Genomic DNA, 21,703 nt, shown 5'->3' with positions numbered 1-21,703 from the left:
CTGGAGTTTTTTATTGATATAGCGATAAAAGGGATGTTATGACTTAGCATGTGACTGGGCGAAAGATTACCGCAAAACTGGCCGAGTGTTTTGCATAAAACGTCACAAATATTAAAAATCGTGCCGATGTAAAACTAGTATTAACGCACTTAATTTTGAGTAGGCACTTAGCTGAAGATTAAACATTAGGGTAACGCAAAAGACATTACTGAGCATAGACAGACTCAGTAATATCAACCTACTTGAACTTCCCTTTTCTTCGGCGCCATCTTTTCAATTGGCGTATATAAGCGTCTTAATAAGACTTAATGAGTATGTAGTCACTCAATTGCATAAGCATAAATATCTTAACTAAGAGATAAATAGAGTTATCCTTGAATACCTGCTTTTATTAATACCGCACTATTGGGGAAACCGTCGGCGATTAAATTATGTTGTAATTGATATAAACGAATAGCTTTACGACTTTTTGGTCCCCAAATACCATCAGGTTTTCCAACGTCAAAACCTAACGTATTAAGCTTTTCCTGAAGCGCTTGTAGTTCAGCAGGCTTGTATAATACGTCCTTATCTTGAGCACTGACTTTTAAGCCGCTAGCCCCTTGAATACGGTTAGCTAACAAGCCAACAGAAAGCGCATAATTCTCAGACAAATTCCACTTCATAATAACATTAAAATTAGGGTAGACTAAAAATGCAGGTCCACCAGCGCCAGCAGGTAAGACTAACTCAGCATCAATTTTATAATCAGATAAAGCAGTACCATTAGCACGTGTTACGCCTAAAGCTTTAAAGGTTGCTAAGGGATAGAACTGATCAAACTCGACTTGTTGAAAAGCAAAGTTTTTTGGCAGCTGTACTTGACGACCCCAACGCTCTTTTTCTATCCAGCCAATGCTATTTAAGTAATTAGCCGCACTCGTTAACGCATCGGCTTCACTTTGCCAAACATCTACTTTACCGTCATCATCGCCGTCTAATGCATACTTTCTCAATGCTGAAGGCATAAACTGCATATGCCCCATGGCTCCGGCCCAAGAACCAGCGAGTTGCTTGGTGGTGACCGTTTTATTATCGATCAAATGAAACAGATCAAATAATTCAGCGGTAAAGTATTCACTACGTCGCTCATCACAGGCCAATGTGGCTAAAGAGTTTAACACCGACATTTTCCCTTTGTTTCTACCAAAGTTAGTTTCTAAGCCCCAAAAAGACACTAAGTACTGTGCAGGAATGCCGTATTTTTTAGACAATTTGTCAAACAGCTCTTTATGCTCAGCTAATTTCTTTCTACCGGTTTGGATGTGATAATTAGTTAAGCGTAATTTTAAATAATCAGCAAAGCTTTGACTAAATTCAGGTTGGCGTTGATCGAGCTCAATCACGCGTTTTATCGGCGCAAGCGCTGGAATAATATCATTAACAATATAGCCTGAATAACCAGCAGATTCGGCCTTGACCTGCAAATTATTGATACATTGAGTAAAATTGTTATTACCCGAAGCATTCACTACTAAGGGCAATGTTGTTAATGAAACAAAAACTAACTGGGAGAAACGTTTAATAACGGATGACATAACAGAAAAACCTTATAAAAAATTGAATAAAACATCGAAAAATATAACCAAGTTCACTTTAGCAAATACTAACTGTCGCACCCAAGGAAAAATTAACGTAAAATGCAGATCATATGTAACAAATTCTCTTAACAATATCATTTAGGAACGTCATGAAAAAAACATTCAACATCACTCACCCAAAAATTAAAGTTGCTCGCTTATTTGAAGGTGTAAAACATGATGTGAAAAAATACATAAAAAGAGAAAGAAACAAAAAGCTGCCTGCTGGCGTTGATTTTTGGGATTTTGACTCTAAATATGGTATCACCGAAGCAGACGCAGAAGTTGTACACTTATCTGCACTTAATAAACATATCGACGAAGCTGAAAAGCTTGGCTTAACTTCATTCTATGTAGAGATCGTCGTAAAAGAAGGTTTCCGTTCAGTAAAACCGCTTGGTGAAGACGAAGACTTCGACGAACTTGACGAAGAATAACTTCAAAGCCGATTTAATTAAATAATGAAAATACCTAAAAGACTACAACCCCTGGTTGACGATGGACTGGTTGACGAAGTAATCAGTCAATTAATGAGTGGCAAAGAAGCAACTGTATATATGGTACGTTGTGGCGATGATATTCGCTGTGCCAAAGTATATAAAGAAGCCAATAAACGCAGTTTCAAAAAAGCCGCTCAATACCAAGAAGGTCGAAAAAGCCGTAATAGCCGTCGCGCACGCGCGATGGAAAAAGGCTCAAAGTATGGCAGGAAACAACAAGAAGATGCTTGGCAGAATGCCGAAGTTGAAGCCCTTTATACGTTAGCTGCTGCTGGTGTACGAGTGCCTCAGCCATTTGGTTGTTTTGAAAGTGTGCTGTTAATGGAACTGATCACCGACGGTGAAGGCGACGTTGCACCGCGCTTAAATGACATAATATTGCCACGTGAACACGCCATTGAAGATCACCTTATCATGATGAATTATGTAAAGATCATGCTTTGCGAGGGTATCATTCATGGTGATTTATCAGAATTTAATGTCCTAGTTGACGAATACGGTCCTGTTATTATTGACTTACCACAGGCTGTAGATGCCTCAGCCAACAATAATGCCAAAAGCATGTTACTGCGCGATGTTGAAAATATTACTGATTATTATGCTCAATTTGCCCCAGAATTAGCAAAAAGTAAATATGCTCAAGAAATGTGGGCCTTATATGAGAAAGCAGAATTATCACCAGAAACAGAGTTAACGGGCCTATTTAAAGAAGACACAAAATCGGCTGATGTTGATACAATATTAGAAGAAATAAAAGCAGCATTTGCTGAAGAACAGGAACGATTAGAGCGTATTAGTGATGCTGATGAGTTAGATTAATCTATTCTTATCAGTTAGTAACAGTCGTTGTAAAAATACCAAGTACTTCATCATCCGTTAGAAATCGACTTTGACCTACAGGTAGATTTTCGTCCAAGAATAAGTTTCCGATGGCTTGTCGATGCAAGCCTATAACGGGATTACGAAACCGACCAAACATCCGCTTAATTTGGTGATAACGCCCTTCTATTAATTTAACTTCAGCAATATATTGATTAGCTTGTTGGCCAACAAAATTGCTCATAATTGTTAATTTTGCTGGCTTAGTGGTGATATTTTCAAATTCAAAATACATCCCTTGTGCAAAAGCTGACTGATAGTCATCTGTTAACGGGTTTTGTAAAGTGACTTGATAGCACTTTTCTACTTTATGCTCTGGGGACATAAGTCGTTCAGACCAACGACTGTCGTTGGTCAGTAACAGTAACCCGGAAGTATTTAAATCGAGTCGACCAACAATATGTAAGTTGTCTTTTTCTTCGTTACCACTGTCGCTAAATAAGTTTTGCTCGACAAGTAGGTCTATGACCGTTTTGTGTTGTTTATCTATCGTTGCACTGACTACACCAATAGGTTTATTGAGCATTATATAGAGCGCACGATTATCTTGTAAAATGTGTCCATCTAGAGTGATTTTTGAGAACTTATCAATTCGTTGGCCAATATCATCTGCAATAATAGTATCTACCGCTATACGCTTTTTCGCTAACATTAAACGCACAGCTCTGCGACTAACGTTGCAATGTTCACTAATGAAACGGTCGAGACGAGCAGTACTTAATGACATAAATAGGTATTCATTTTATCTGGGGATTAAGAGTTATTGATAGTTTAGCCGCTTTTGATTCGAAAAATAGCGCAAACCTGCAGATAAGATTAACGAACCAGTTTAAGTATTGTTGCCTGCTTAACCGCTTCAACTTTAATCGGTTTAACATCAACACGTTCAGCAATGAGTTTGTTATTTTTAAAGCGATCGAAATGAGCTTGTTTAACTTGCATTTGCTGACAAAATTTATGGAAAGCTGTGTAATCTTTTCGATTAAATTTTTCATTCTCTCGTGTTAACAAACCGTCTATGTAAGCGTTATCTCCATTTACTGTTAAATTGGCGATCGCCGTGTAGGGTTTACCATATTCATCAACACGTATAGCTCGTACGGTTTTTATTTCAAAAATCCAATCATCAACTTGTACAAATCGAGGCATTGATTCTATAGGGACACCGTCAGTGGGTTTATTGCTCATAATAGTTTTCGACTGCGTATTAACTAATAAAAATTCCAACTGTTTATTATCTACAGTTGGAAATTAGGGACTATAATTCTAGAGAGATATGGCTTATTTTTCAACCATTAATTGTTAATTTTTACAGCCGCAAGGTAGGTTTTTAGCTCGCTAGCACTGATTTCAGCGTCAGCATTTTTATCGATGTCTTTAAAATGCTTAACTAATTTTTCATCTTTGCTCGCAATAACTTCTGCTTCATTAAGCAAACCATTTTTATCTTCATCAAACTGAGTCAGTATGGCCGGTGTACTTTTTGCTACATTGTCTACCGACAACATTTTAGTTGCCACAGGTTTAATTGCTGCTTGTTCAGCAATAGGAATATCTAGGCTTGCAACTTTATCTCCTGCGTTGACAAAATACGAAGCTAAGGCACAAGTACCAACAAGTAGAGTCACTTTTGTTAAGCTAATAGAATTCATTTTAATTCCTTTATTTATAGAGTTCATCGGGTTATTTTAATGATTGTAATAATATCATTAACGACATTGCAGGAATCGAACCAAAAACATAAGGTATTGATTTAATTCAATTAATGACAAAACCAAAATAACTAAGCCGCCTAAAGTGTCGCCATTAAGCAACAGATAAAACAGCCCGAAAAAAAAGTAAAAAAACAAAATCGTTAATAATTCAGAAAATAACCGATGTAAAACAGTGACTAACTTATAAAAGTCATAACAAAAAACATTCTAGTATCATCTAAAGTACTGTCTCAAATAAGCGACACGCTTGTTTTTTATCTTAATAAAACTAAAATACACTCCTGATTAATACTTGTGATATCTATGAAAAAATTTAGCTTGTCCGAACTTTTTGCAATAAATTTGTATTCGATTAGAAAACTAAGCATTTTAGGTTTTACTTTTGTTGCGTTTCCGCTAGTCATAGCGTTAATTTATAGCGCAAATCAAGTCACTGAGCTTTCTCAACAAAGTACATCGGCTATCTTTAATGTTGCTGAACTCGTTAAAACAAACCGTGAAATTAACTTTACCTTAGCTAAAATGGAACGCAGTGCTGGGCAATTTATCATTCTAAAAGATCAAGATTTATTGAGTGTTTATTTAAAAGACGAACAAGTTATCTTAAAAGCAATGGCGAGTAATAACCTCTTTAAAAGCAACCCAAGCTTACGCTTGCTCAGCACAGAGTTTTCTCAAGCGATTGAGTACCTGCATAGCTACTTAACGCGGCACCCTCTAGAAGAATCGTCATTAACATTGTTACAAGAGCAATTTACCCAACTAGTTTCGATACGAAAAATAATAGCCGAAGAAAGTAATAATTTACTTGTTTTACAAGTAGAACAGGTTAAAGATTCAGCCAACGGTGTTAGACACGATATGCTAAAAAGCTTACTTATCATTCCCTTTACTTTGCTTATCGCCGCAATTTTTATCTATTTAATCACTAAACCGCTCAAGCAATTACTCAGTAAAATACATCATTTAGCATTAGGAGACTTTGAAAAAAAGGTCACTTTACATGGCTCACCTGAGATGACAGAAATTGCTGACGCCTTGGAAGTGATGCGCAAGCGCTTGCATGCTCTGGAGTTACAAAAATCTAGTTTTATTCGTCATATTTCCCATGAACTAAAAACGCCACTTGCCGCCATTAGAGAGGGAACAGAATTACTGTACGATAACAGTGTTGGTGAGTTAAACCCCGAGCAGCAAGAAATATCTAACATTATCCGTAGCAGTGTTACCCGCTTGCAACGTTTAATTGAAGACTTACTTGACTTTAATATTGTGCTCGACTCGACCAGTTTACAAGATACTGAAATTGTTGATTTATCATTGTTAGTTACTCAGGTATTACAGCAAAGAACTTTAGATATTAAACAGAAAAACTTAACCATTGACTATAAAAACCACGCAATACAACTCAAGGTCAATGCCAAACAATTAAGTGTTATTTTAGATAACCTCTTATCCAATGCGATAAAGTACTCGCACGACAATAATGTTATTAACATTAACTGTTCACTTGATAATAGTCTGTTGTCGATAACCGTTATTGACCAAGGTCGCGGAATAGCCAGTAGCCAAAAAGAAAAAATATTTGATGCTTTTTATCAAGGAACACCGGCAAAGAATGCCAAAATAAAAGGTAGTGGTTTAGGTTTAACCATAGTAAAGGAGTTACTGATGCGCTTAAATGGCACCATTAATATAACCAGTAACACAGGTAAAAATAGTGGCACTGCCATGACAATAACCTTGCCTAATGCTTTTCTAACAAAAAAAATGAGTGGAGTATCAGTGTAATGTTATATTTATTTTATAGAATACTCACTGTTAGTTTTTTACTGTTATTACTGCCCGTGTTAACGGGTTGTCAGTTACTAAACAGCGACAATAAAAGCCATCACATTAACAGTGGCCCCCTTGATTATACAGAATATTATTTGTCTTTAGTCGAGTTAAACCAAGCACAAATTGCCGATAAAATACACCAACATCAATTAGTCTCGTTAGCCAAGAGCATGTTAATCAAACAAGATAAAAATAACAGTGCTGAAACTATTGAATGGCAATTAAAATCAGCACTATTTTTTGCTCTACCTCATTCACCGGTTCACAATCCGTTCACCGCAAAAAGTAAATTAAATCAGCTGTCGCTTATTACCCTGAGTAAAAACAATCTAAGCCAAAGCGACTTTGCCTTTTTTAGTATGTTAAAAACACAACTCAATCAGCAGATATTACAACTGAATGAACTATCGCAAGAAAAAAAGGCGCGACAGCTCATTAAGCAAGCCTATCAATATCAACAACAACAATTAGAAGTGTTAAAGCAGCAAATAAATCAGCTGAGAAAAATAGAACATAATATTAATGAGCATGGGCAGTAAAATGATGGTTTCAACAAACAGCAAAAAATTCGATCAGCAAAAAAGTGAAAAAATACTACTTGTTGATGACGATCCCAGTTTATTAAGATTACTTGGTATCCGCTTATCTGCTGCGGGTTATCAAATAGAGTCAGCAAACAGTGCTAAAATGGCTTTAGGTATTTTAGAAACATTTCATCCGCAATTAGTGATCAGCGATTTACGTATGGAAGGTATGGACGGTATGGCATTATTTGAAAAAATCCGTCAGCAACAGCCTAATTTACCCGTCATAATTATGACCGCACACGGCACGATACCCGATGCTATTAGTGCGACTAAGCAAGGCGTATTTAGTTTTTTAACCAAACCTTTTGAAAGCCAAGAATTACTCTCTACTGTGCAAGAAGCCATTCGCTTACAACCACAAAGTAGCGCTCATAATACCGACAAAAAAGCCGATATTTGGCGCAAGAAAATAATTAGCCGAAGTGCCGTTATGTCTTCGTTGTTACAGCAAACTTATCAAGTTGCCCAAAGTGACTTTAGTTTATTGATCCATAGTCCCAGTGGTACAGGTAAAGAACTCCTGGCAAAAGCCGTGCATTTAGCAAGTAAGCGTCATGATAAAAAATTTACGGCAATTAATTGTGCGGCAATACCTGAACAATTACTCGAGTCGGAGTTATTTGGACACTGTAAAGGTGCTTTTACTGGCGCAGATAAAAATCATCAAGGGCTTTTCCAATCAACCCATGGTGGTACGTTATTTCTTGATGAAGTCGGCGACATGCCGATGAGCTTTCAAGTTAAATTATTACGCGCCTTACAAGAAAAAGAAGTGCGCCCAGTCGGCAGTGCCCAGTCAGTAAAAGTCGATGTCCGTATTATTGCCGCTACCCATAAAAATTTACAACAAGCGATCATAGATAAAAGCTTTCGTGAAGATCTTTACTACCGCTTAAATGTTGTGGAACTCACTTTACCAGCCCTGTCTGAACGACGTGAAGATATTCCTTTGCTTGCCCAGCACTTTTTAACAGTCGCGATTAAAAGTACCAGTCATAAAATAAACGGCTTTAGCCAAGCCGCGATGGAGATTTTAATTAGGGCTGAATGGCCCGGTAATATTAGACAATTACAAAATGTTGTTGAGCAATGCGTCGCTTTATCTACCGAGCCGTTAATTAGTGAGAGTTTAATTAATAATGCTTTACGTAATGAAAGTGCACAGCTGCCTTCTTTTCAAGAAGCGAGAGAGCAATTCGAGCGTGACTACTTAGCAAAATTACTAAAAACCACCGAAGGTAATGTTTCACAAGCCGCAAAAATAGCGCAGCGAAACCGAACAGAATTCTATAAATTATTGAAAAAACATCACTTAAATGCCGAATCATTTAGAGTAGATAACAACATTACTTCACAAGCATAGCCGAGCATAACTAAACGATGAAAAGCTTACACTTAACCAACTTTTTTCCTTATCAGCTGACGCAACTACAAGTAAAAGTGAGTGATAATATTGCTGACATTTACACAGGAAGATTTGAGCTTTCTCGTCAAGAATGGCGAGTGCTAGCCAGCTTAGGTAACGGAGAGTTATTATCCGCAAAGCAGATAGGTGAACAAACTAACTTAGAAAAAATGCCGGCGAGCCGGGCAATAACAAGGATGCAAGCTCAGGGATTATTGGTTAAAAACACAGATAAATCCGATAAACGCTCTTCGCTATTAAAACTAACCACGCAAGGTTTGGCGATATATCAACAGTTAATACCTATGGTGCTAGCTCGTGAGCAAGAACTATTATCGGTATTAAGTGCTGAAGAAAAAAATCAGCTAGCTAATATTATTGAAAAATTAACTTTAAAATCAGTGGATATAGCGAATCAATAACAATGACAATTGTCGCTGATAATGACTAGCCAAACTCACCATTAAACAGCCTAGGTGAAATTGGCAGACAATAAATACCTACCGTAGAGCTTAGGTTTTATCGGCTGTTATTGAACGACTCATTATTAATTAAAAAGAAGAAATTGCCGTCACTAAAGTGTCAGTAACGTCAAAAATGCCTCACCAGATCATCGTTAATACCATCAGATAAAATAGTCTGGCAACAAAATTTTTCTGATAATACGACATATTTTACCTCTGAACTCAAAGGGCTGGGTCAAAATATAGAGTAAATGACGTTGCGTTAAACCCGTCGAACGATTAAAGCTAACTAGCCATGAACTATAGATTTAATACTCTAACTGTTGACAAGCTATATTAATAGTCTCAAAATAACGACCATAATTGATTAGGTGCTCAATATTTATACTTTAACAAGGTATAAATTAGAGATAATCGGGAAGTTAGTACATGCTATGCATAATTCTAGCGCTGCCCCCGCAACGGTAATACTTTACGCTATGTAAAGTTAAGCCCGGAGACCGGCCTAAATGATATCGAATGACTTGCAGTGCGGTGGGCGCTACGGAATTTAATGACATTAGCAATAGCTAGTTGTCATGATCCTTCCGTACCTCCCTCAAAATTTTTTGAGGTTATTATTTTTTCTTATTTACGAAATATCTTTGTTCTTTTACTCATAGCGATGCCTGTATTTGCGCAAGTAGAAGACGTGTCAACTGACGATATAGAAGTCATTGAAGTTGTTAATGATCAGTCATTTAATACACCTAATTATCAAGTATTACATCGCGAAAGCTTTATATACTCATCGCAAACGCTTGCCGATATTTTACAGTCGATAAATGGCATTCAAATTCGCCAAATAAGTGGAATTGGTAATCCTGTCTCTGTTTCAATTAGAGGGTCGAGTAGTAAGCAGGTCCAACTTTATATTGATGGTCAACTGATTAACGATAGCCAATTTGGTGGTTTTGATTTAAACCAGATACCCACAGAACAAATTGAAAGTATTGAAATCAGTAAAAATCAAGCGATTGGTACCGGCGCTACCCCTATAGGTGGTGTTATTCGCATTAACACTTACAACCCCACTGAAGACTCCAGTAAATTAACCTTGGCCACCGGCTCATTTGGCTATCAAGAAGTTAATGCGCTTTATAATAAAGCATTTAAAACTCACAGTCTGTCTTTTGGTGGTCATTATATTAACAGTGACAACGATTACGATTTTATCGTTCCAGCGGGCTTTAGTAGTAGTGATACGTCTGACAGACAAGCATTAAGAAATAATGAGTTTACAAAGAAGTCTTTTTTTATAAACGACATATTCCAATTTAATCAACATCAGATCAGGGTCAATGTACAATATAACGATCAAGAAAAAGCCCTGCCTAATTACCAAAACAACTCCCCTGAAAACAATTCGACGTTAAACTCTGACAACTTACGCTATAGCTATCAACATCAATGGTTAACCAAATCCCCTTGGCTAAATTCAATTGAATTTGAAGCCTACGCTGAAAATAAAGATGAGCGTTATATTTCAAGTCCCGACTCGATAAAACTTGATATCAATGATTATGAAACAACAAAAAAACATATCGGCTTTAAACCTTACCTTACATGGAACGAGTTTAATCTAGTGCCATTTGTCAGTTTTAATAAACAAAATTTCAGCTCTGTTAGCGAACACAACGGAAAACCAACACAATGTAATGGTATAGCGTCATGTGATATTTCAGCAAAACAAGAACAACTCAACATAGGCTCTCGCATTGAGTGGCAACCCGAGTCACTCCCCATAGAAGTGTATGCATTGTTGAGTAACCTACAAGAGAAAAATTCAAACATAGCGATTAATCAATCCAGTGCAGCTAAGTTTGTAGCCAATGATAATTATCAAACAACTGAAGTCGGGTTAAGCTTTAAGCAAGGTAATTTAAAAGTTACCAGTAACTTAAGTAATGGTGTTAGAACACCGACATTATACGAATTATTTGGTGATAGAGGCTCCTTTAAGGGTAATGATAATTTATTGCCAGAAGAAGCAAAAACACTCTCAATGGGGGGGCAGTACCTTTACAAAAGTTTGTCTATATCTTCATCTATTTACCAACAAAAATTAGAAAATTCAATTGTCGCCATTTTTAACTCAAGTAATGTCGGTAGCTATAGAAATGTCAGTAATGCAGACTTGTTAGGCATTGAAATTCAAACAAATTATCAATTATTAACACAATTATCTTTCGCGCTACAAGCCAATATTATAGACAGTGAAACCACATCAAAATTTGTCGCATTTAATAAGAAGAAACTACCTGGTATATATCATCAACAGTACAGCGTAGCGTTGAAATACAAGGTGAATTCCGCATGGAACATGTCATTTAAAGTAAGTAAAGATAAAGACTTGTACTTCAATCTCATTAACAGAATTCAAAATAATAACGGTCATGTAGGTAATGGTAATCCAGCCAACCGCACCGTATCAGATTTTTCAGTCAACTGGAAAAAAGGCAAACATAGAATATCTTTTGCCGCCAATAATTTATTTAACGACAAATACCAAGATCTTGCGAATAGAACATCGCAGGGTCGTAGCTTAAAAATAAAATACACAATTAAGGGATTTTAAATGTTAACTAGCTTTAAAAAACACATATTACCATTAAGTTTAGTACTGAGCACTGTTGCTCTTGCAGGCTGTGGCGGAAGTTCAAAAAGTAATGTCGCACCAATAGTTACCGGCGCAAGTAGCCCAACGATAGAAGAAAACACAACATCAGTTGGCACCTATAATGCTACTGATGCCGATGGAGACGCTATCGTACTTTCACTTACGGGTGATTCAAGTGGTTTATTTAGCATCACACAAAGTGGTGAATTAAGCTTTATAGATGCTCCTGATTTTGACAGCGGTGAAGTCGGTCCTTTCGCTGTCACAATTGTTGCAACGGATGACAGTAAAAAGAACTTAACCGGTGAATTGGCTATTCAAGTGAGTGTCGGTGATGTGAAAGACACACCATCATTCGCGGTTGTTCAAACAGTTGCACCTGATTTTTCAGGCTCTGAAGTTGTGACCTTAGACCCAATTACAGAGCAAGTCACCAAAGGCTATTATATTAAAGATGCCTCTGACTATACTGTTCGTAGCTACAATAAAGACGTTTTTCACATTGGCCGTTATAACATTGATTCTATTTCAAAATATAATGCTGATGCCCTTGATACAGAAGTTTGGTCATATACAACCCAAGATACCGGCGATTCAAATACTCGTAATCCCTATGACTTAGTGTCGGTCAATGAAAGCAAAGCTTATCTTTTACGTTACGGTTCAGACAAAGTTTGGATTGTTAATCCTCAGGCAACACAATTTGAAGATTTCAAATTGGGTCAATTAGATCTATCTAGCTACATCGCTGATAACAATAGTAATGGCACACCAAACCCTGCCTCAGCGACAATTGCCGACGGTAAACTGTTTATTGCTATGCAACGTTTATCAGACTCTTTTTCACCAAACACAGCTTATGTAGCCGTTTTTGATACAGCGACAGACCAAGAGATTGAAACAAATGCTGATGAAAATGATAATCTTAAAGGTATTCCGCTTCAAGGCTTAAACCCACTGGGTCATAGTATAGTGAGTCAAGGCGATACGGTATATGTTACAACACGTAACTCATATAGCAGTGCTGACTTAACCTCTAGTCGCATCGAAGCGATAGCGACAAGTGATTATAACTTGAGCAGTGTTTTATCTGCTGCAGATATTGAAAATAATACCGGTGCTTATATTGGTTCAAGCGTCGTTGTATCCGAAACAAAAGGCTATTTTGTTGCCAGTGAAACATTTTTTACGCCAAGTTATTATGAGCTTTCAACGGTATATACCTTTAACCCGACAACGGGTGTTATTGCTAATGAAAAGGTAGCGGCTACTGGCACCGAACAAATTAGCTATATTGCTTTAGATGCTGCCAACTTTCTTTGGCTTAGCGTAAGCAATCCAGAGAAGCCAGGCGTTGATGTTATAAATACTGAAACTAACCTTAAAGTATTTCCAAGACTTGCAACAGAATTAAACCCATCTGCAATTGCCTTTATTGAATAAGATTATCTTAAAGGTAAGACATTAAAAAATAATTTGATTTAGGGCACATATTTATGTGCCCTTTTTTATTTTTTCTCAGTGCTATATTAAGTTTAGTTAACGCACAATATTAAAGGGTTTAATTGCATTCATCTGTCTGAGTTCGAGAACGACCTTATTGGACGTCATATCAAGTGTCACTTGCTGTTAGCCGGCCAATAACTTGTTGAATCTTATATCATAGCAATTACGTCTGCAGAACTAATGCAGTAGCTAAACTCAGCAGGTATTTTTTGTTATATCACTTTGCTATTTAAGATGAATAACCTGCGGTGATATGACTCGTAGCTCGATGTAATATGAGAAGTCTAATTCATCAAGACTTTATCGTGTAATGACAGCATATTGGACTTAAATTAAGCTCAATAAAAAGCATTACTTTCCGTGGTAATTACCATTGCTGGGGCTGCGCAAAATTATCATTGGCTTAGCCTTTAATTTACTTAACTGATAGATAAATCATCAATCAGCTCAGTAAATTGAACCGCTATCTTTGCTGATCAATTTTTTCACACATATCTGCAACACCACTTAACATTCTGGTACTGAATCTATGTAATAAATCTGCATCAACGTGAATAAACTTATTGTTTTTCACCGCGGGTATTTCTGGCCATTTTTGCCAGTCAATAATGGGTTGTGGTTTATCGGAGTTTTCATCCGGTAAAATCATTAAGTGCGGCTGGGCAACAATAACGTTTTCTGTGCTTATCTTTGGATAAGGCGTCGGGTTATCCTTAAAAACGTTCACTCCCTGGCACACTTCAATTAACTGATTTATCCAGGTTGTGCCATTAATGGTCATCATTGGCTCTGACCACAGTTGATAAAAAACGGGGATGGCTTGCTTAGTTTTATTATCGAGACGTAATTTTTTTAAACGTTGCTCATAAGCTAACGCGACACTTTCTGCTTGCTGTTGATGTCCGGTTAAACCGCCAAAATAACGTAATTCAGTGGCAACATCCGCAATATCTACCGGATTACTAAAAACAATTTTTAGTCCTAAGCGTTTCATTTTATCAATGTCACTTTGCGAGTTGCCTGACTTCCAAACAATAACTAAATCAGGATTCAATGCCAATAATTTTTCTATTTGCATGCCGTGATAGCTGCCAACACGCGGAATATCTAGCGCCGCTTTAGGGTAATCGGAATAGGCAACCGCACCGACTATTTTATCGCCAGCACCAATATCAAATAACATTTCAACAATATGTGGCGCTAAGGCAACGATGCGCTTTGCCGATTGCTCAGCAAAACTTTTACTGGGTATGACTATCAGCAATAAGCTTATTACGGCGAAGGATATAAATCTTTTTGTCATTTTATTAAGCCTTTTACTTTTTAAGAGGCGCTTTTCAAGCACTAGGGTGTGGTCGTTTTGCTGTTGTTAATAATATCTTCAATCGCTGATATTTTTAGGTATTGCTGGCAAACATTAGCCAAACGTTCAAGCTGTTGCTCACGGTGTTCATCAAGATTAATCGTCCGCTGGATGTCATTGTTACTGTCTAACCAGTCAACTAATAATTGTGTCGCAGCTCCTTCATCAAAAATACCATGTAGGTAAGTACCCGCTATTTGATTATCATTTGAAACACAACCATCACTGGTCTGATTGTCACTTTTATTGAACAACAGAGGCACAGGCGTTTTATTATCAATAGCCGTCATGGTAGAAACACCACAATGAATTTCATAACCTTTGACCTGACAACTTTTACTGCCCAAGGTCATAGTGGCAGAGACTTGTGCTAATTTTTTTTCTGCGGTTAATTCAGTGGTAAGTTCGAGTAAACCTAAACCCGTTATAGCCTCAATCGTTGACTCAATACCTTCAGGATCGCTGATAGTTTGCCCAAGCATTTGATAGCCACCGCAAATACCAAACACTTTACCGCCGTAGCGCAAATGACGTTCTATATCGCTTTGCCAATCTTGTTCTTTAAGAAATTGCAGATCAAAAATAACATTTTTACTGCCGGGTAAAATCACTAAGTCACAATTGTTTATCCGCTCGCCCATTTTGACATAACGTAAATTTATTTCAGGGTTTAAACGTAACGTATCAAAGTCGGTATGGTTACTTATGTGCGGTAATAACGGTACAACAATATTTATTTTGGCTTGTTCAACCTTGTTTTCAATCGCAACTGCATCTTCGGCGTCAAGTGCTAAGTCGTGTAAATAAGGTAATACCCCTAATACTGGCTTACCCGTTTTCTCTTCTAACCAATCAAGTCCAGACGTTAATAAGTTAATGTCTCCACGAAAGCGATTAATTATAAAACCTTTCACGCGTTTTTGCTCTGAAGGTGATAATAGCTCGAGTGTCCCCACTAAGTGAGCAAAAACACCACCCCGATCGATATCAGCAACGAGGATCACTGGACAATCAACGGCTTCGGCATAACCCATATTAGCAATATCATTAGCGCGTAAATTTATCTCTGCGGGGCTACCTGCCCCTTCAACCATTAGCAGCTTAAACTCTTTCGCTAAACGGTGATGTGATTCGAGGACAGCGTCCATCGCTACTTTTTTATAGTCGTGGTAGCTGGTCGCCTCCATATTTGATATGGCTCGACCATGAACAATCACTTGTGCCCCCGTATCGCTATTGGGTTTAAGTAATATCGGATTAAAATCAACACGTGGTGCAATCTTTGCGGCCACTGCTTGTAGTGCTTGCGCCCGACCAATTTCACCACCATCACTAGTAACAGCACTATTTAAAGCCATATTTTGTGGCTTAAACGGTGCTACTTTATAACCTAAATTTACAAATACTCGGCATAAACCAGCCACCAAGGTACTCTTTCCAGCGTCAGAGGTGGTGCCCTGCACCATTAATGTTTTCATTAATTTTGTTGTTCCGATATTTTACTTATCAACGCGTCACTTTTTAATGTTAGTGGTAATCCAGCGATAACAAAATCGACTTGCTTGGCTAATGTAGCTAGTTCTTGATGCAGCCAACCTGCTTGGTCGACAAATTGTCGCGACAGCTCGCCCATAGGCACAATGCCATGCCCGACCTCATTACTAACAAAAATAAGTTTTTTTGATTGATAGGCGTTGGTATCGCTAATAAATAGCGTTATAAATTCGATAAACAGTGACTTTTGCTGGCGATAAAACTCGCTATCTTGATGGCATAAACAATTACTTAACCAAAGTGTTAAGCAATCAACCAGCACACAATCACTGCTTTGCAACGCTTGTTGAAGTGCCTCAGCTAAATACAACGGCGATTCAAGAAGTTGCCAATGTTGAGGACGTTCGCCTTGATGCTGTAAAATACGTGCGCTCATTTCCTCATCATGGGCTTGCGCCGTAGCGAGATAACATATCGTTAGCCCTGCTGATTCAGCCTGTTTGGCAATATTTTCGGCGAGGCTCGACTTTCCTGAGCGTGCTCCGCCTAAAATTAGATGAAGTGTATTAGCATCACTAATTTTCATAGGCCTGCCTCCGTCAAAAATGTTGTCGCTGGAGATGCTAAGACCAGTAAAATAGTATAAACCGCCACTTCTAAAATTTGTTGCGCAGCTCCTAAACAATCACCAGTAAAACCACCTAATTGACGATTAAACCAAAATATTAATAAAAGACGCATTAGCCATAAGCCCCCTATTAGTACTAAACAATGCACGGCTGGTAATAAGCTAAACATCACCACCGCTGCGGTAATTAATAAGATTAACAAGCCTTTTAGAGATAAATGCTGCGCTAAAGGTTTAACTTTTGATTGTGCATCTTCGCTGACATAAGCCATGCTAAAGATTAAACTGGTACTGACGGCTCGGCTTAAGGTATGCGCTATAATCAATGCCACAAAAAGTGCTAATAAAGGATTGCTGCTATGGCTACTTAATAACACTAAACTCTGATATTTGATCATTAAAATGAAAAATAAGCTGGCTGCGCCATAAGTCCCTAAACGGCTATCTTTCATAATGTTTAGCTTTTGTTCAACGGTCCAACCACCACCAAAGCCATCCCAAACATCAGCCCAACCATCTTCGTGAAAAGCGCCGGTAAGCAATAAGCTCGCCGCCATAGAAATAAGTACCGCTAAAGAAATGGGTAAAAAGCTCGCCAACAACACTAAAATAGAGGCGGTGATCACACCAATAAACAAACCAATTAAGGCAAAATATCGGCTCGCTTGATGAAGCATTTCAGGTTTTACCACCTCAGGTAAACGCACCGGTATACGAGTAAAAAAACTTAAAGCAAGTAACAACAAATAGTATTGTTGTTGGCATTGTTGCCAGCGTGATTGCTTAGTCATTTAATCTTCAGCTTTGTTAGTGTTAGCACCAGTAACATCGGTCACTTGCGCCTGAGTAAAGCTTGCCATATCATTATAAAAAGCCACAGCCGCCTGAATTAATGGCAGTGCTAATGCCGCGCCTGTGCCTTCCCCTAAGCGTAAACCTAAATTTAATAGCGGCTTAACCTGCAAATGGCTAAGCATTTTTTGATGACCTTGCTCACCCGAGCAATGGGCAAAAATCATATAATCTTTAACATTTTTATTAATACTGATAGCGAGCATAGCGGCGGCAGTACAAATAAAACCGTCAACAACAACAAGCATTTTTTGTTCGGCCGCCGCTAACATAGCGGCGGTAATTTGTACGATTTCAAAACCACCTAAAGATGCTAAAATTTCTTTAGGGCTGCTGAGACTTCCTTGATGAAGCACTAATGCTTGCTCAATGACCTGTTGTTTGATTTTTACTATTTCATCACTAACGCCAGTACCTCGTCCAACACATTCACTGGCTGGAATCCCCATAACAGCCGCCATAATAGCTGCGGCAGAAGTGGTGTTACCAATTCCCATTTCACCAAAAGCGATTAAGTTACAGCCTTTTTCATGAACTGATTTGACCAAAGCAGTCGCTTTTTCAAAACCGAGTTCAACTTGCGCTAGACTCATCGCTGGTGCGATATTTAATGGTGCGGTGATATTGCCTAAACGTTGATTGATAACGCCTGAACAATTATCAATTGGCGATAAAATACCCGCATCTACCACACTTAACTGCCAACCAAGCTGCTTACAAAAGACATTAATCGCCGCGCCACCGCTGGCAAAATTAGCCACCATTTGTGAGGTCACTTCACTCGGTGCAATAGAAACACCTTGCGCTGCGACACCGTGATCACCGGCAAATATAAATAAACTAGGATGTTTTATACTCAATGATTGTCGGTCAATATTTACTGTTGATAACTGCACAGCGGCAATAATTTTAGCGGTATCTTCTAGTTGGCCTAATGCGCCGAGTGGTTTAGTTTTTCCATCGATAGTCGACTGGATCTGTTGATTAAACACATCAGTTACTTTTTTAATAGCAAAGTTCATCAATAGCTCCTTTAAGCTTTATTTTTGCGAAAGTACAACAAGGATAAAAAGAATAAGCTCCCCAAAGCAGAAGTGATAACACCTACGGGTAGCTCTTGGTTTTCTAGTACAACTCTCGATAATACATCCACCCAAATCATAAAAATACCACCGACTAAAGCCGTTAACATAATGCCAAAAACAGTACCTTGAGAAACAAAAAATCGTACAATATGGGGTATCATCAAGCCAACAAAGCCTATACCACCACACAAAGAGACTAACGTTGCGGTGATCAGTGAACTCAGTACCAACATCACTAAGCGAAAGCGGTTAACATTAATACCTAAGGTTGTAGCACTTTCATCGCCTAACAACATTGCATTCAGTTGGCGTCGATACGCTAACATCATAATGACACAGCTAATAATAACGACCGCGGGAAACCATAAAATAGACCATTGCGCACGCGAAAAACTGCCCATAGTCCAAAATAATATCGCCGTAACCGCTTGTGGATCGGTATGATAAAGTAACAAGCTAGTAAACGAGCTGAACAAAAACGATAACGCTACGCCAGCCAATAGCATAGATTCAACTTGTTGACTTTGCCGACGACCAGAGATCATTAGCAACATTAGCATCGCCACTAAACTGCCCGCAAAAGCCGCGACAGGTGTTACAACAGAAATAGTGCTGCCCAATAAAACAATAGATATAACGACTCCTAAAGAAGCCCCTGAAGAAATACCAAAAAGATAAGGGTCGGCTAATGGATTTCGCGTTACCGTTTGTAAAATCAGCCCAGAAACCGCTAAGCCACAACCCGCTAAAAAAGCTAAAATAGCGCGCGGCATACGTAATTCCCAAATAATACGCTCATAAAAAATCACCTCGCTCGCGTCTTTATCTGTGGATAAACTAGCCAGTAGACTCGAAGTAACATCGCTAAAACTAATATCTGCAGCACCTAAAGATAACGACGCAATAAAGCTGATAACACCAAAAGCTAAGGTCAGAAAAATAATCCACGAATGATTGACCTTAAACATGAGGTAACGCTCTACTTTCTGCCGTTTTTTCTTGAGTATCGTAGCCATAGAAATAAGAAATATGAGGAACCTTATGTTGTGGATGAAGAGAGACTTGCGCGCAGACACCAAATACATTTGATAACATTTCAGAGGTGATCACCGCTTGTGGTGACCCTTGCTCAACCAGTTTACCTTTATCTAACACCAGCAGTTGATCGCACATCGCACTGGCAAGGTTTAAATCATGAAAAGACGCAATAACCGTGATGCCTAGCGATTTAGCTAATTCAATAACCTGAATTTGGTAGCGAACATCAAGATGACTGGTTGGCTCGTCCATAATAAGTAAGCTGGGCGTTTGCACTATAGCACGAGCTATAAGTGCGCGTTGTTTTTCTCCACCGGATAAATGTTCAAAATTTTGTAAGTTTTTATCCACTAAGCCAACTTGCTTAATAGCACGGTCTATCTTAAGTCGGTCGCTGGCTTGTTCACGGGTAAATAGACCTTTGTGTGGCAGTAAACCCAGCGCAACAACGTCATGAACAGTTAAGTTAAAATGGGTGGGTGTTTCTTGTAAAACTACAGCGATATCTTGAGCATATTGATAGGCGTCATACTTTTGCCAAATATCTTTTTGATTAAATTGCACCAAACCAGAATCAGGTTTTACGTAACGATATAAGCAGCGAAGTAAGCTAGACTTTCCGGCACCATTAGGCCCTAAAATACCAGTAAAACTGCCTTTTTTAATGGTGAAAGAAATATCATCTAAAATAAGTTGGCTGTCGGCATGCCAAGAAAGATGCTGCACTGAAAGCAATGCGGTATTAGCGGTATTTATTGATGAGGATTGATCCTGGCTACTATTCAAAAATTGCTACTCACATACTATTGACACTTAAGGAGCATCAAACAGAGCACAATCAATCTCTTAGTATATGAAAAACTCAAGAGTCGACAATACAATGTTCGAGTAAACCCGCTCGACTTTGTTGGTTTTGCCTGTCATTTTGATAGGCAAATGACTCTAAATTAATGGGTATCCTGACTTAAGCTTTATGGTTATTAACTACCACTAAAAGGCTTTTACAGTTGCGGGTACAGTTGCGGTTTTTCACCACATTCCCACATTAAAAATGAGTTATATAATTTTGTTTGGAGATTATCGTCTGCTCACTAAAAATAGCAAGGTTTAATTGCCAATAACACCGAATTCATTGACTTATCGAGGTAACTTATCACCACACTATTTTTGGCCAATCAACGCCACTATCATCAGTATAAATATTAACTTTAACTAGCCCTGCATAAGGAATATCAATATGACTCATGTGAACCGTGCCCGGCATAGGCAAATTAAGTACACGCGCAATTAAGTGTTTGATAACACCACCATGCGCAACTACCAAGGTATTTCCTTCGGGTGCGTCTGCGAGCCATTCTTGCCACCAAGTATCGACACGCTTAACAAAATCAGCCATAGCTTCACCATTAGGCACAGTATGCTGCCAAGGGTTTTGCCAAAAATCACCCAGTGAAGGCTGCAGAGCACTGGCTTTTATCTGCCACAAGGCTTGATAGGTTTGTCCATCCCAATCACCAAAATTCATTTCTTTAAGGTTATCGCTTAATTGGAGATTAATGCTGTATTTTAATGAGTATGCTTTGGCAAACACCTGACAACGTTGCAAAGGTGAACTGATACAAAAGGATATCTCTGGTAATTTTTGGCTAACGTCCCACAGCTGTTGCAAGCCATTTTCAGAAAGTGCGACATCTGTTTTACCGGCTAAAATACCCGGTGTAGCAATTTCACCATGGCGTAATAAATATAAAGTCCGCTGTAGCAAAGCATTACCTCTTAATATATATAGTGTAAAAAAGCATAGCGTAACCTTAAATTCAACATTGCGTAAGTACTATGACAAATAGCTGTGCACTTATAAACAACAGCACAGGAGTCAATGTTGTTCACTTTAGCGAAAGTGAGCACTTAACTATCTTGCCATTTAGCCTCTCGTTAACCGAAGAAGCGCACGTTTTAACCTCTTCCTTTCCTTTCATGATGAGGCCTAGATTTAAAGCTGAAATACCTGCTAATTCGTTTGGATCTTGTGATACTGGTGGAAACCAAGGTGGTCCTCCCCCTTAATAC

Annotated in this window: 21 protein-coding genes and 2 riboswitches; of the genes, 9 read left to right on the top strand and 12 right to left on the bottom strand. The window is 38.3% G+C overall.

Going from position 1 to position 21,703, the window contains the following annotated elements; translation table 11 throughout:
- Positions 1–368: 368 nt before the first annotated feature.
- Positions 369–1,577, bottom strand: a complete 1,209-nt coding sequence (locus H4J70_RS05655) for a lytic murein transglycosylase (protein WP_182250761.1) — start codon at positions 1,575–1,577, stop codon at positions 369–371.
- 152 nt (positions 1,578–1,729) lie between these two features.
- Between H4J70_RS05655 and H4J70_RS05650 the strand changes: the two genes are divergently transcribed.
- Positions 1,730–2,056 carry a DUF6172 family protein gene (locus tag H4J70_RS05650; RefSeq protein ID WP_070375914.1) on the top strand — a complete coding sequence of 109 codons (327 nt, stop codon included), beginning with the start codon at positions 1,730–1,732 and terminating at the stop codon, positions 2,054–2,056.
- A 24-nt stretch (positions 2,057–2,080) separates the two neighbouring features.
- Complete coding sequence (locus tag H4J70_RS05645) at positions 2,081–2,938, top strand: PA4780 family RIO1-like protein kinase (RefSeq protein WP_070375913.1); 858 nt, start codon at positions 2,081–2,083, stop codon at positions 2,936–2,938.
- Positions 2,939–2,948: 10 nt separating this feature from the next.
- Here H4J70_RS05645 and H4J70_RS05640 read toward each other — a convergent pair whose 3' ends face one another.
- The 3 genes from H4J70_RS05640 to H4J70_RS05630 form a co-directional block, all read right to left on the bottom strand.
- Entirely contained in the window at positions 2,949–3,725 is a 777-nt protein-coding gene (locus tag H4J70_RS05640; RefSeq protein ID WP_182250760.1) for a pseudouridine synthase, read from the bottom strand.
- An 89-nt stretch (positions 3,726–3,814) separates the two neighbouring features.
- On the bottom strand, positions 3,815–4,186 hold the full coding sequence (locus H4J70_RS05635) for a hypothetical protein (RefSeq protein WP_182250759.1): 372 nt from the start codon (positions 4,184–4,186) through the stop codon (positions 3,815–3,817).
- 107 nt (positions 4,187–4,293) lie between these two features.
- A complete protein-coding gene (locus H4J70_RS05630; protein ID WP_182250758.1) occupies positions 4,294–4,650 on the bottom strand; it encodes a hypothetical protein in 357 nt (118 codons plus the stop codon).
- Positions 4,651–5,016: 366 nt separating this feature from the next.
- On the opposite strand from H4J70_RS05630, the gene H4J70_RS05625 reads away from it, so the two are divergent.
- The 6 genes from H4J70_RS05625 (at position 5,017) to H4J70_RS05600 (ending at position 13,110) form a co-directional block, all read left to right on the top strand.
- Positions 5,017–6,504 (top strand): cell wall metabolism sensor histidine kinase WalK, encoded by a 1,488-nt coding sequence (locus H4J70_RS05625; protein WP_182250757.1) that lies wholly within the window; start codon positions 5,017–5,019, stop codon positions 6,502–6,504.
- Positions 6,504–7,091 (top strand): hypothetical protein, encoded by a 588-nt coding sequence (locus H4J70_RS05620; protein WP_182242567.1) that lies wholly within the window; start codon positions 6,504–6,506, stop codon positions 7,089–7,091. Before H4J70_RS05625 ends, H4J70_RS05620 begins: the two co-directional genes overlap by 1 nt.
- A 1-nt stretch (position 7,092) precedes the next feature.
- Positions 7,093–8,502 (top strand): sigma 54-interacting transcriptional regulator, encoded by a 1,410-nt coding sequence (locus H4J70_RS05615; RefSeq protein WP_310733712.1) that lies wholly within the window; start codon positions 7,093–7,095, stop codon positions 8,500–8,502.
- A 17-nt stretch (positions 8,503–8,519) separates the two neighbouring features.
- A complete protein-coding gene (locus H4J70_RS05610) occupies positions 8,520–8,966 on the top strand; it encodes a MarR family winged helix-turn-helix transcriptional regulator (RefSeq protein WP_070375908.1) in 447 nt (148 codons plus the stop codon).
- A gap of 394 nt (positions 8,967–9,360) precedes the next feature.
- Positions 9,361–9,532, top strand: a riboswitch (cobalamin riboswitch).
- A 29-nt stretch (positions 9,533–9,561) separates the two neighbouring features.
- Positions 9,562–11,625 (top strand): TonB-dependent receptor, encoded by a 2,064-nt coding sequence (locus H4J70_RS05605; protein WP_259368004.1) that lies wholly within the window; start codon positions 9,562–9,564, stop codon positions 11,623–11,625.
- The gene (locus H4J70_RS05600) at positions 11,626–13,110 is read left to right on the top strand and encodes a cadherin repeat domain-containing protein (RefSeq protein WP_182250756.1); all 1,485 of its coding nucleotides are present in this window, start codon (positions 11,626–11,628) and stop codon (positions 13,108–13,110) included.
- A 526-nt stretch (positions 13,111–13,636) separates the two neighbouring features.
- Here the strand turns inward: H4J70_RS05600 and H4J70_RS05595 are convergent.
- The 8 genes from H4J70_RS05595 to H4J70_RS05560 all read right to left on the bottom strand — a co-directional run bounded on the left by H4J70_RS05595 (position 13,637) and on the right by H4J70_RS05560 (position 21,398).
- Positions 13,637–14,476: a cobalamin-binding protein gene (locus tag H4J70_RS05595; protein WP_070375906.1), complete on the bottom strand. Its 840-nt coding sequence runs from the start codon at positions 14,474–14,476 to the stop codon at positions 13,637–13,639.
- A gap of 41 nt (positions 14,477–14,517) precedes the next feature.
- A complete protein-coding gene (locus H4J70_RS05590; RefSeq protein ID WP_182250755.1) occupies positions 14,518–16,014 on the bottom strand; it encodes a cobyric acid synthase in 1,497 nt (498 codons plus the stop codon).
- A complete protein-coding gene (gene cobU, locus H4J70_RS05585; protein WP_182221870.1) occupies positions 16,014–16,616 on the bottom strand; it encodes a bifunctional adenosylcobinamide kinase/adenosylcobinamide-phosphate guanylyltransferase in 603 nt (200 codons plus the stop codon). Before cobU ends, H4J70_RS05590 begins: the two co-directional genes overlap by 1 nt.
- Entirely contained in the window at positions 16,613–17,449 is an 837-nt protein-coding gene (locus H4J70_RS05580; RefSeq protein WP_182221871.1) for an adenosylcobinamide-GDP ribazoletransferase, read from the bottom strand. Before H4J70_RS05580 ends, cobU begins: the two co-directional genes overlap by 4 nt.
- Positions 17,450–18,532, bottom strand: coding sequence for a nicotinate-nucleotide--dimethylbenzimidazole phosphoribosyltransferase (gene cobT / locus H4J70_RS05575; protein WP_182250754.1), 1,083 nt, complete (start codon positions 18,530–18,532; stop codon positions 17,450–17,452). It lies immediately after the preceding gene.
- Between the two features lie 11 nt (positions 18,533–18,543).
- Positions 18,544–19,563, bottom strand: coding sequence for an iron ABC transporter permease (locus H4J70_RS05570; protein ID WP_182216649.1), 1,020 nt, complete (start codon positions 19,561–19,563; stop codon positions 18,544–18,546).
- Entirely contained in the window at positions 19,556–20,419 is an 864-nt protein-coding gene (locus H4J70_RS05565; RefSeq protein ID WP_220465963.1) for an ABC transporter ATP-binding protein, read from the bottom strand. The genes H4J70_RS05570 and H4J70_RS05565 overlap by 8 nt, the downstream gene beginning before the upstream one ends.
- A gap of 145 nt (positions 20,420–20,564) precedes the next feature.
- Positions 20,565–20,714, bottom strand: a riboswitch (cobalamin riboswitch).
- A 72-nt stretch (positions 20,715–20,786) separates the two neighbouring features.
- Positions 20,787–21,398: a histidine phosphatase family protein gene (locus H4J70_RS05560; RefSeq protein ID WP_182216647.1), complete on the bottom strand. Its 612-nt coding sequence runs from the start codon at positions 21,396–21,398 to the stop codon at positions 20,787–20,789.
- Positions 21,399–21,469: 71 nt separating this feature from the next.
- Between H4J70_RS05560 and H4J70_RS05555 the strand changes: the two genes are divergently transcribed.
- Positions 21,470–21,700 (top strand): hypothetical protein, encoded by a 231-nt coding sequence (locus H4J70_RS05555; RefSeq protein WP_182250753.1) that lies wholly within the window; start codon positions 21,470–21,472, stop codon positions 21,698–21,700.
- Positions 21,701–21,703 lie beyond the last annotated feature (3 nt).

The sequence above is a fragment of the Colwellia sp. BRX8-9 genome (assembly GCF_014077245.1).
GTDB lineage: Bacteria > Pseudomonadota > Gammaproteobacteria > Enterobacterales > Alteromonadaceae > Colwellia_A.
The sequence above is the reverse complement of the archived record's forward strand: the minus strand, read 5'-3'. Positions and strand labels throughout refer to the sequence as shown.

Coding starts and splice junctions, on each gene's coding strand:
- H4J70_RS05655 (WP_182250761.1), bottom strand. CDS start 1,577: ATGTCATCCGTTATTAAACGTTTCTCCCAGTTAGTTTTTGTTTCATTA.
- H4J70_RS05650 (WP_070375914.1), top strand. CDS start 1,730: ATGAAAAAAACATTCAACATCACTCACCCAAAAATTAAAGTTGCTCGC.
- H4J70_RS05645 (WP_070375913.1), top strand. CDS start 2,081: ATGAAAATACCTAAAAGACTACAACCCCTGGTTGACGATGGACTGGTT.
- H4J70_RS05640 (WP_182250760.1), bottom strand. CDS start 3,725: ATGTCATTAAGTACTGCTCGTCTCGACCGTTTCATTAGTGAACATTGC.
- H4J70_RS05635 (WP_182250759.1), bottom strand. CDS start 4,186: ATGAGCAATAAACCCACTGACGGTGTCCCTATAGAATCAATGCCTCGA.
- H4J70_RS05630 (WP_182250758.1), bottom strand. CDS start 4,650: ATGAATTCTATTAGCTTAACAAAAGTGACTCTACTTGTTGGTACTTGT.
- H4J70_RS05625 (WP_182250757.1), top strand. CDS start 5,017: ATGAAAAAATTTAGCTTGTCCGAACTTTTTGCAATAAATTTGTATTCG.
- H4J70_RS05620 (WP_182242567.1), top strand. CDS start 6,504: ATGTTATATTTATTTTATAGAATACTCACTGTTAGTTTTTTACTGTTA.
- H4J70_RS05615 (WP_310733712.1), top strand. CDS start 7,093: ATGATGGTTTCAACAAACAGCAAAAAATTCGATCAGCAAAAAAGTGAA.
- H4J70_RS05610 (WP_070375908.1), top strand. CDS start 8,520: ATGAAAAGCTTACACTTAACCAACTTTTTTCCTTATCAGCTGACGCAA.
- H4J70_RS05605 (WP_259368004.1), top strand. CDS start 9,562: ATGACATTAGCAATAGCTAGTTGTCATGATCCTTCCGTACCTCCCTCA.
- H4J70_RS05600 (WP_182250756.1), top strand. CDS start 11,626: ATGTTAACTAGCTTTAAAAAACACATATTACCATTAAGTTTAGTACTG.
- H4J70_RS05595 (WP_070375906.1), bottom strand. CDS start 14,476: ATGACAAAAAGATTTATATCCTTCGCCGTAATAAGCTTATTGCTGATA.
- H4J70_RS05590 (WP_182250755.1), bottom strand. CDS start 16,014: ATGAAAACATTAATGGTGCAGGGCACCACCTCTGACGCTGGAAAGAGT.
- cobU (WP_182221870.1), bottom strand. CDS start 16,616: ATGAAAATTAGTGATGCTAATACACTTCATCTAATTTTAGGCGGAGCA.
- H4J70_RS05580 (WP_182221871.1), bottom strand. CDS start 17,449: ATGACTAAGCAATCACGCTGGCAACAATGCCAACAACAATACTATTTG.
- cobT (WP_182250754.1), bottom strand. CDS start 18,532: ATGAACTTTGCTATTAAAAAAGTAACTGATGTGTTTAATCAACAGATC.
- H4J70_RS05570 (WP_182216649.1), bottom strand. CDS start 19,563: ATGTTTAAGGTCAATCATTCGTGGATTATTTTTCTGACCTTAGCTTTT.
- H4J70_RS05555 (WP_182250753.1), top strand. CDS start 21,470: ATGACAAATAGCTGTGCACTTATAAACAACAGCACAGGAGTCAATGTT.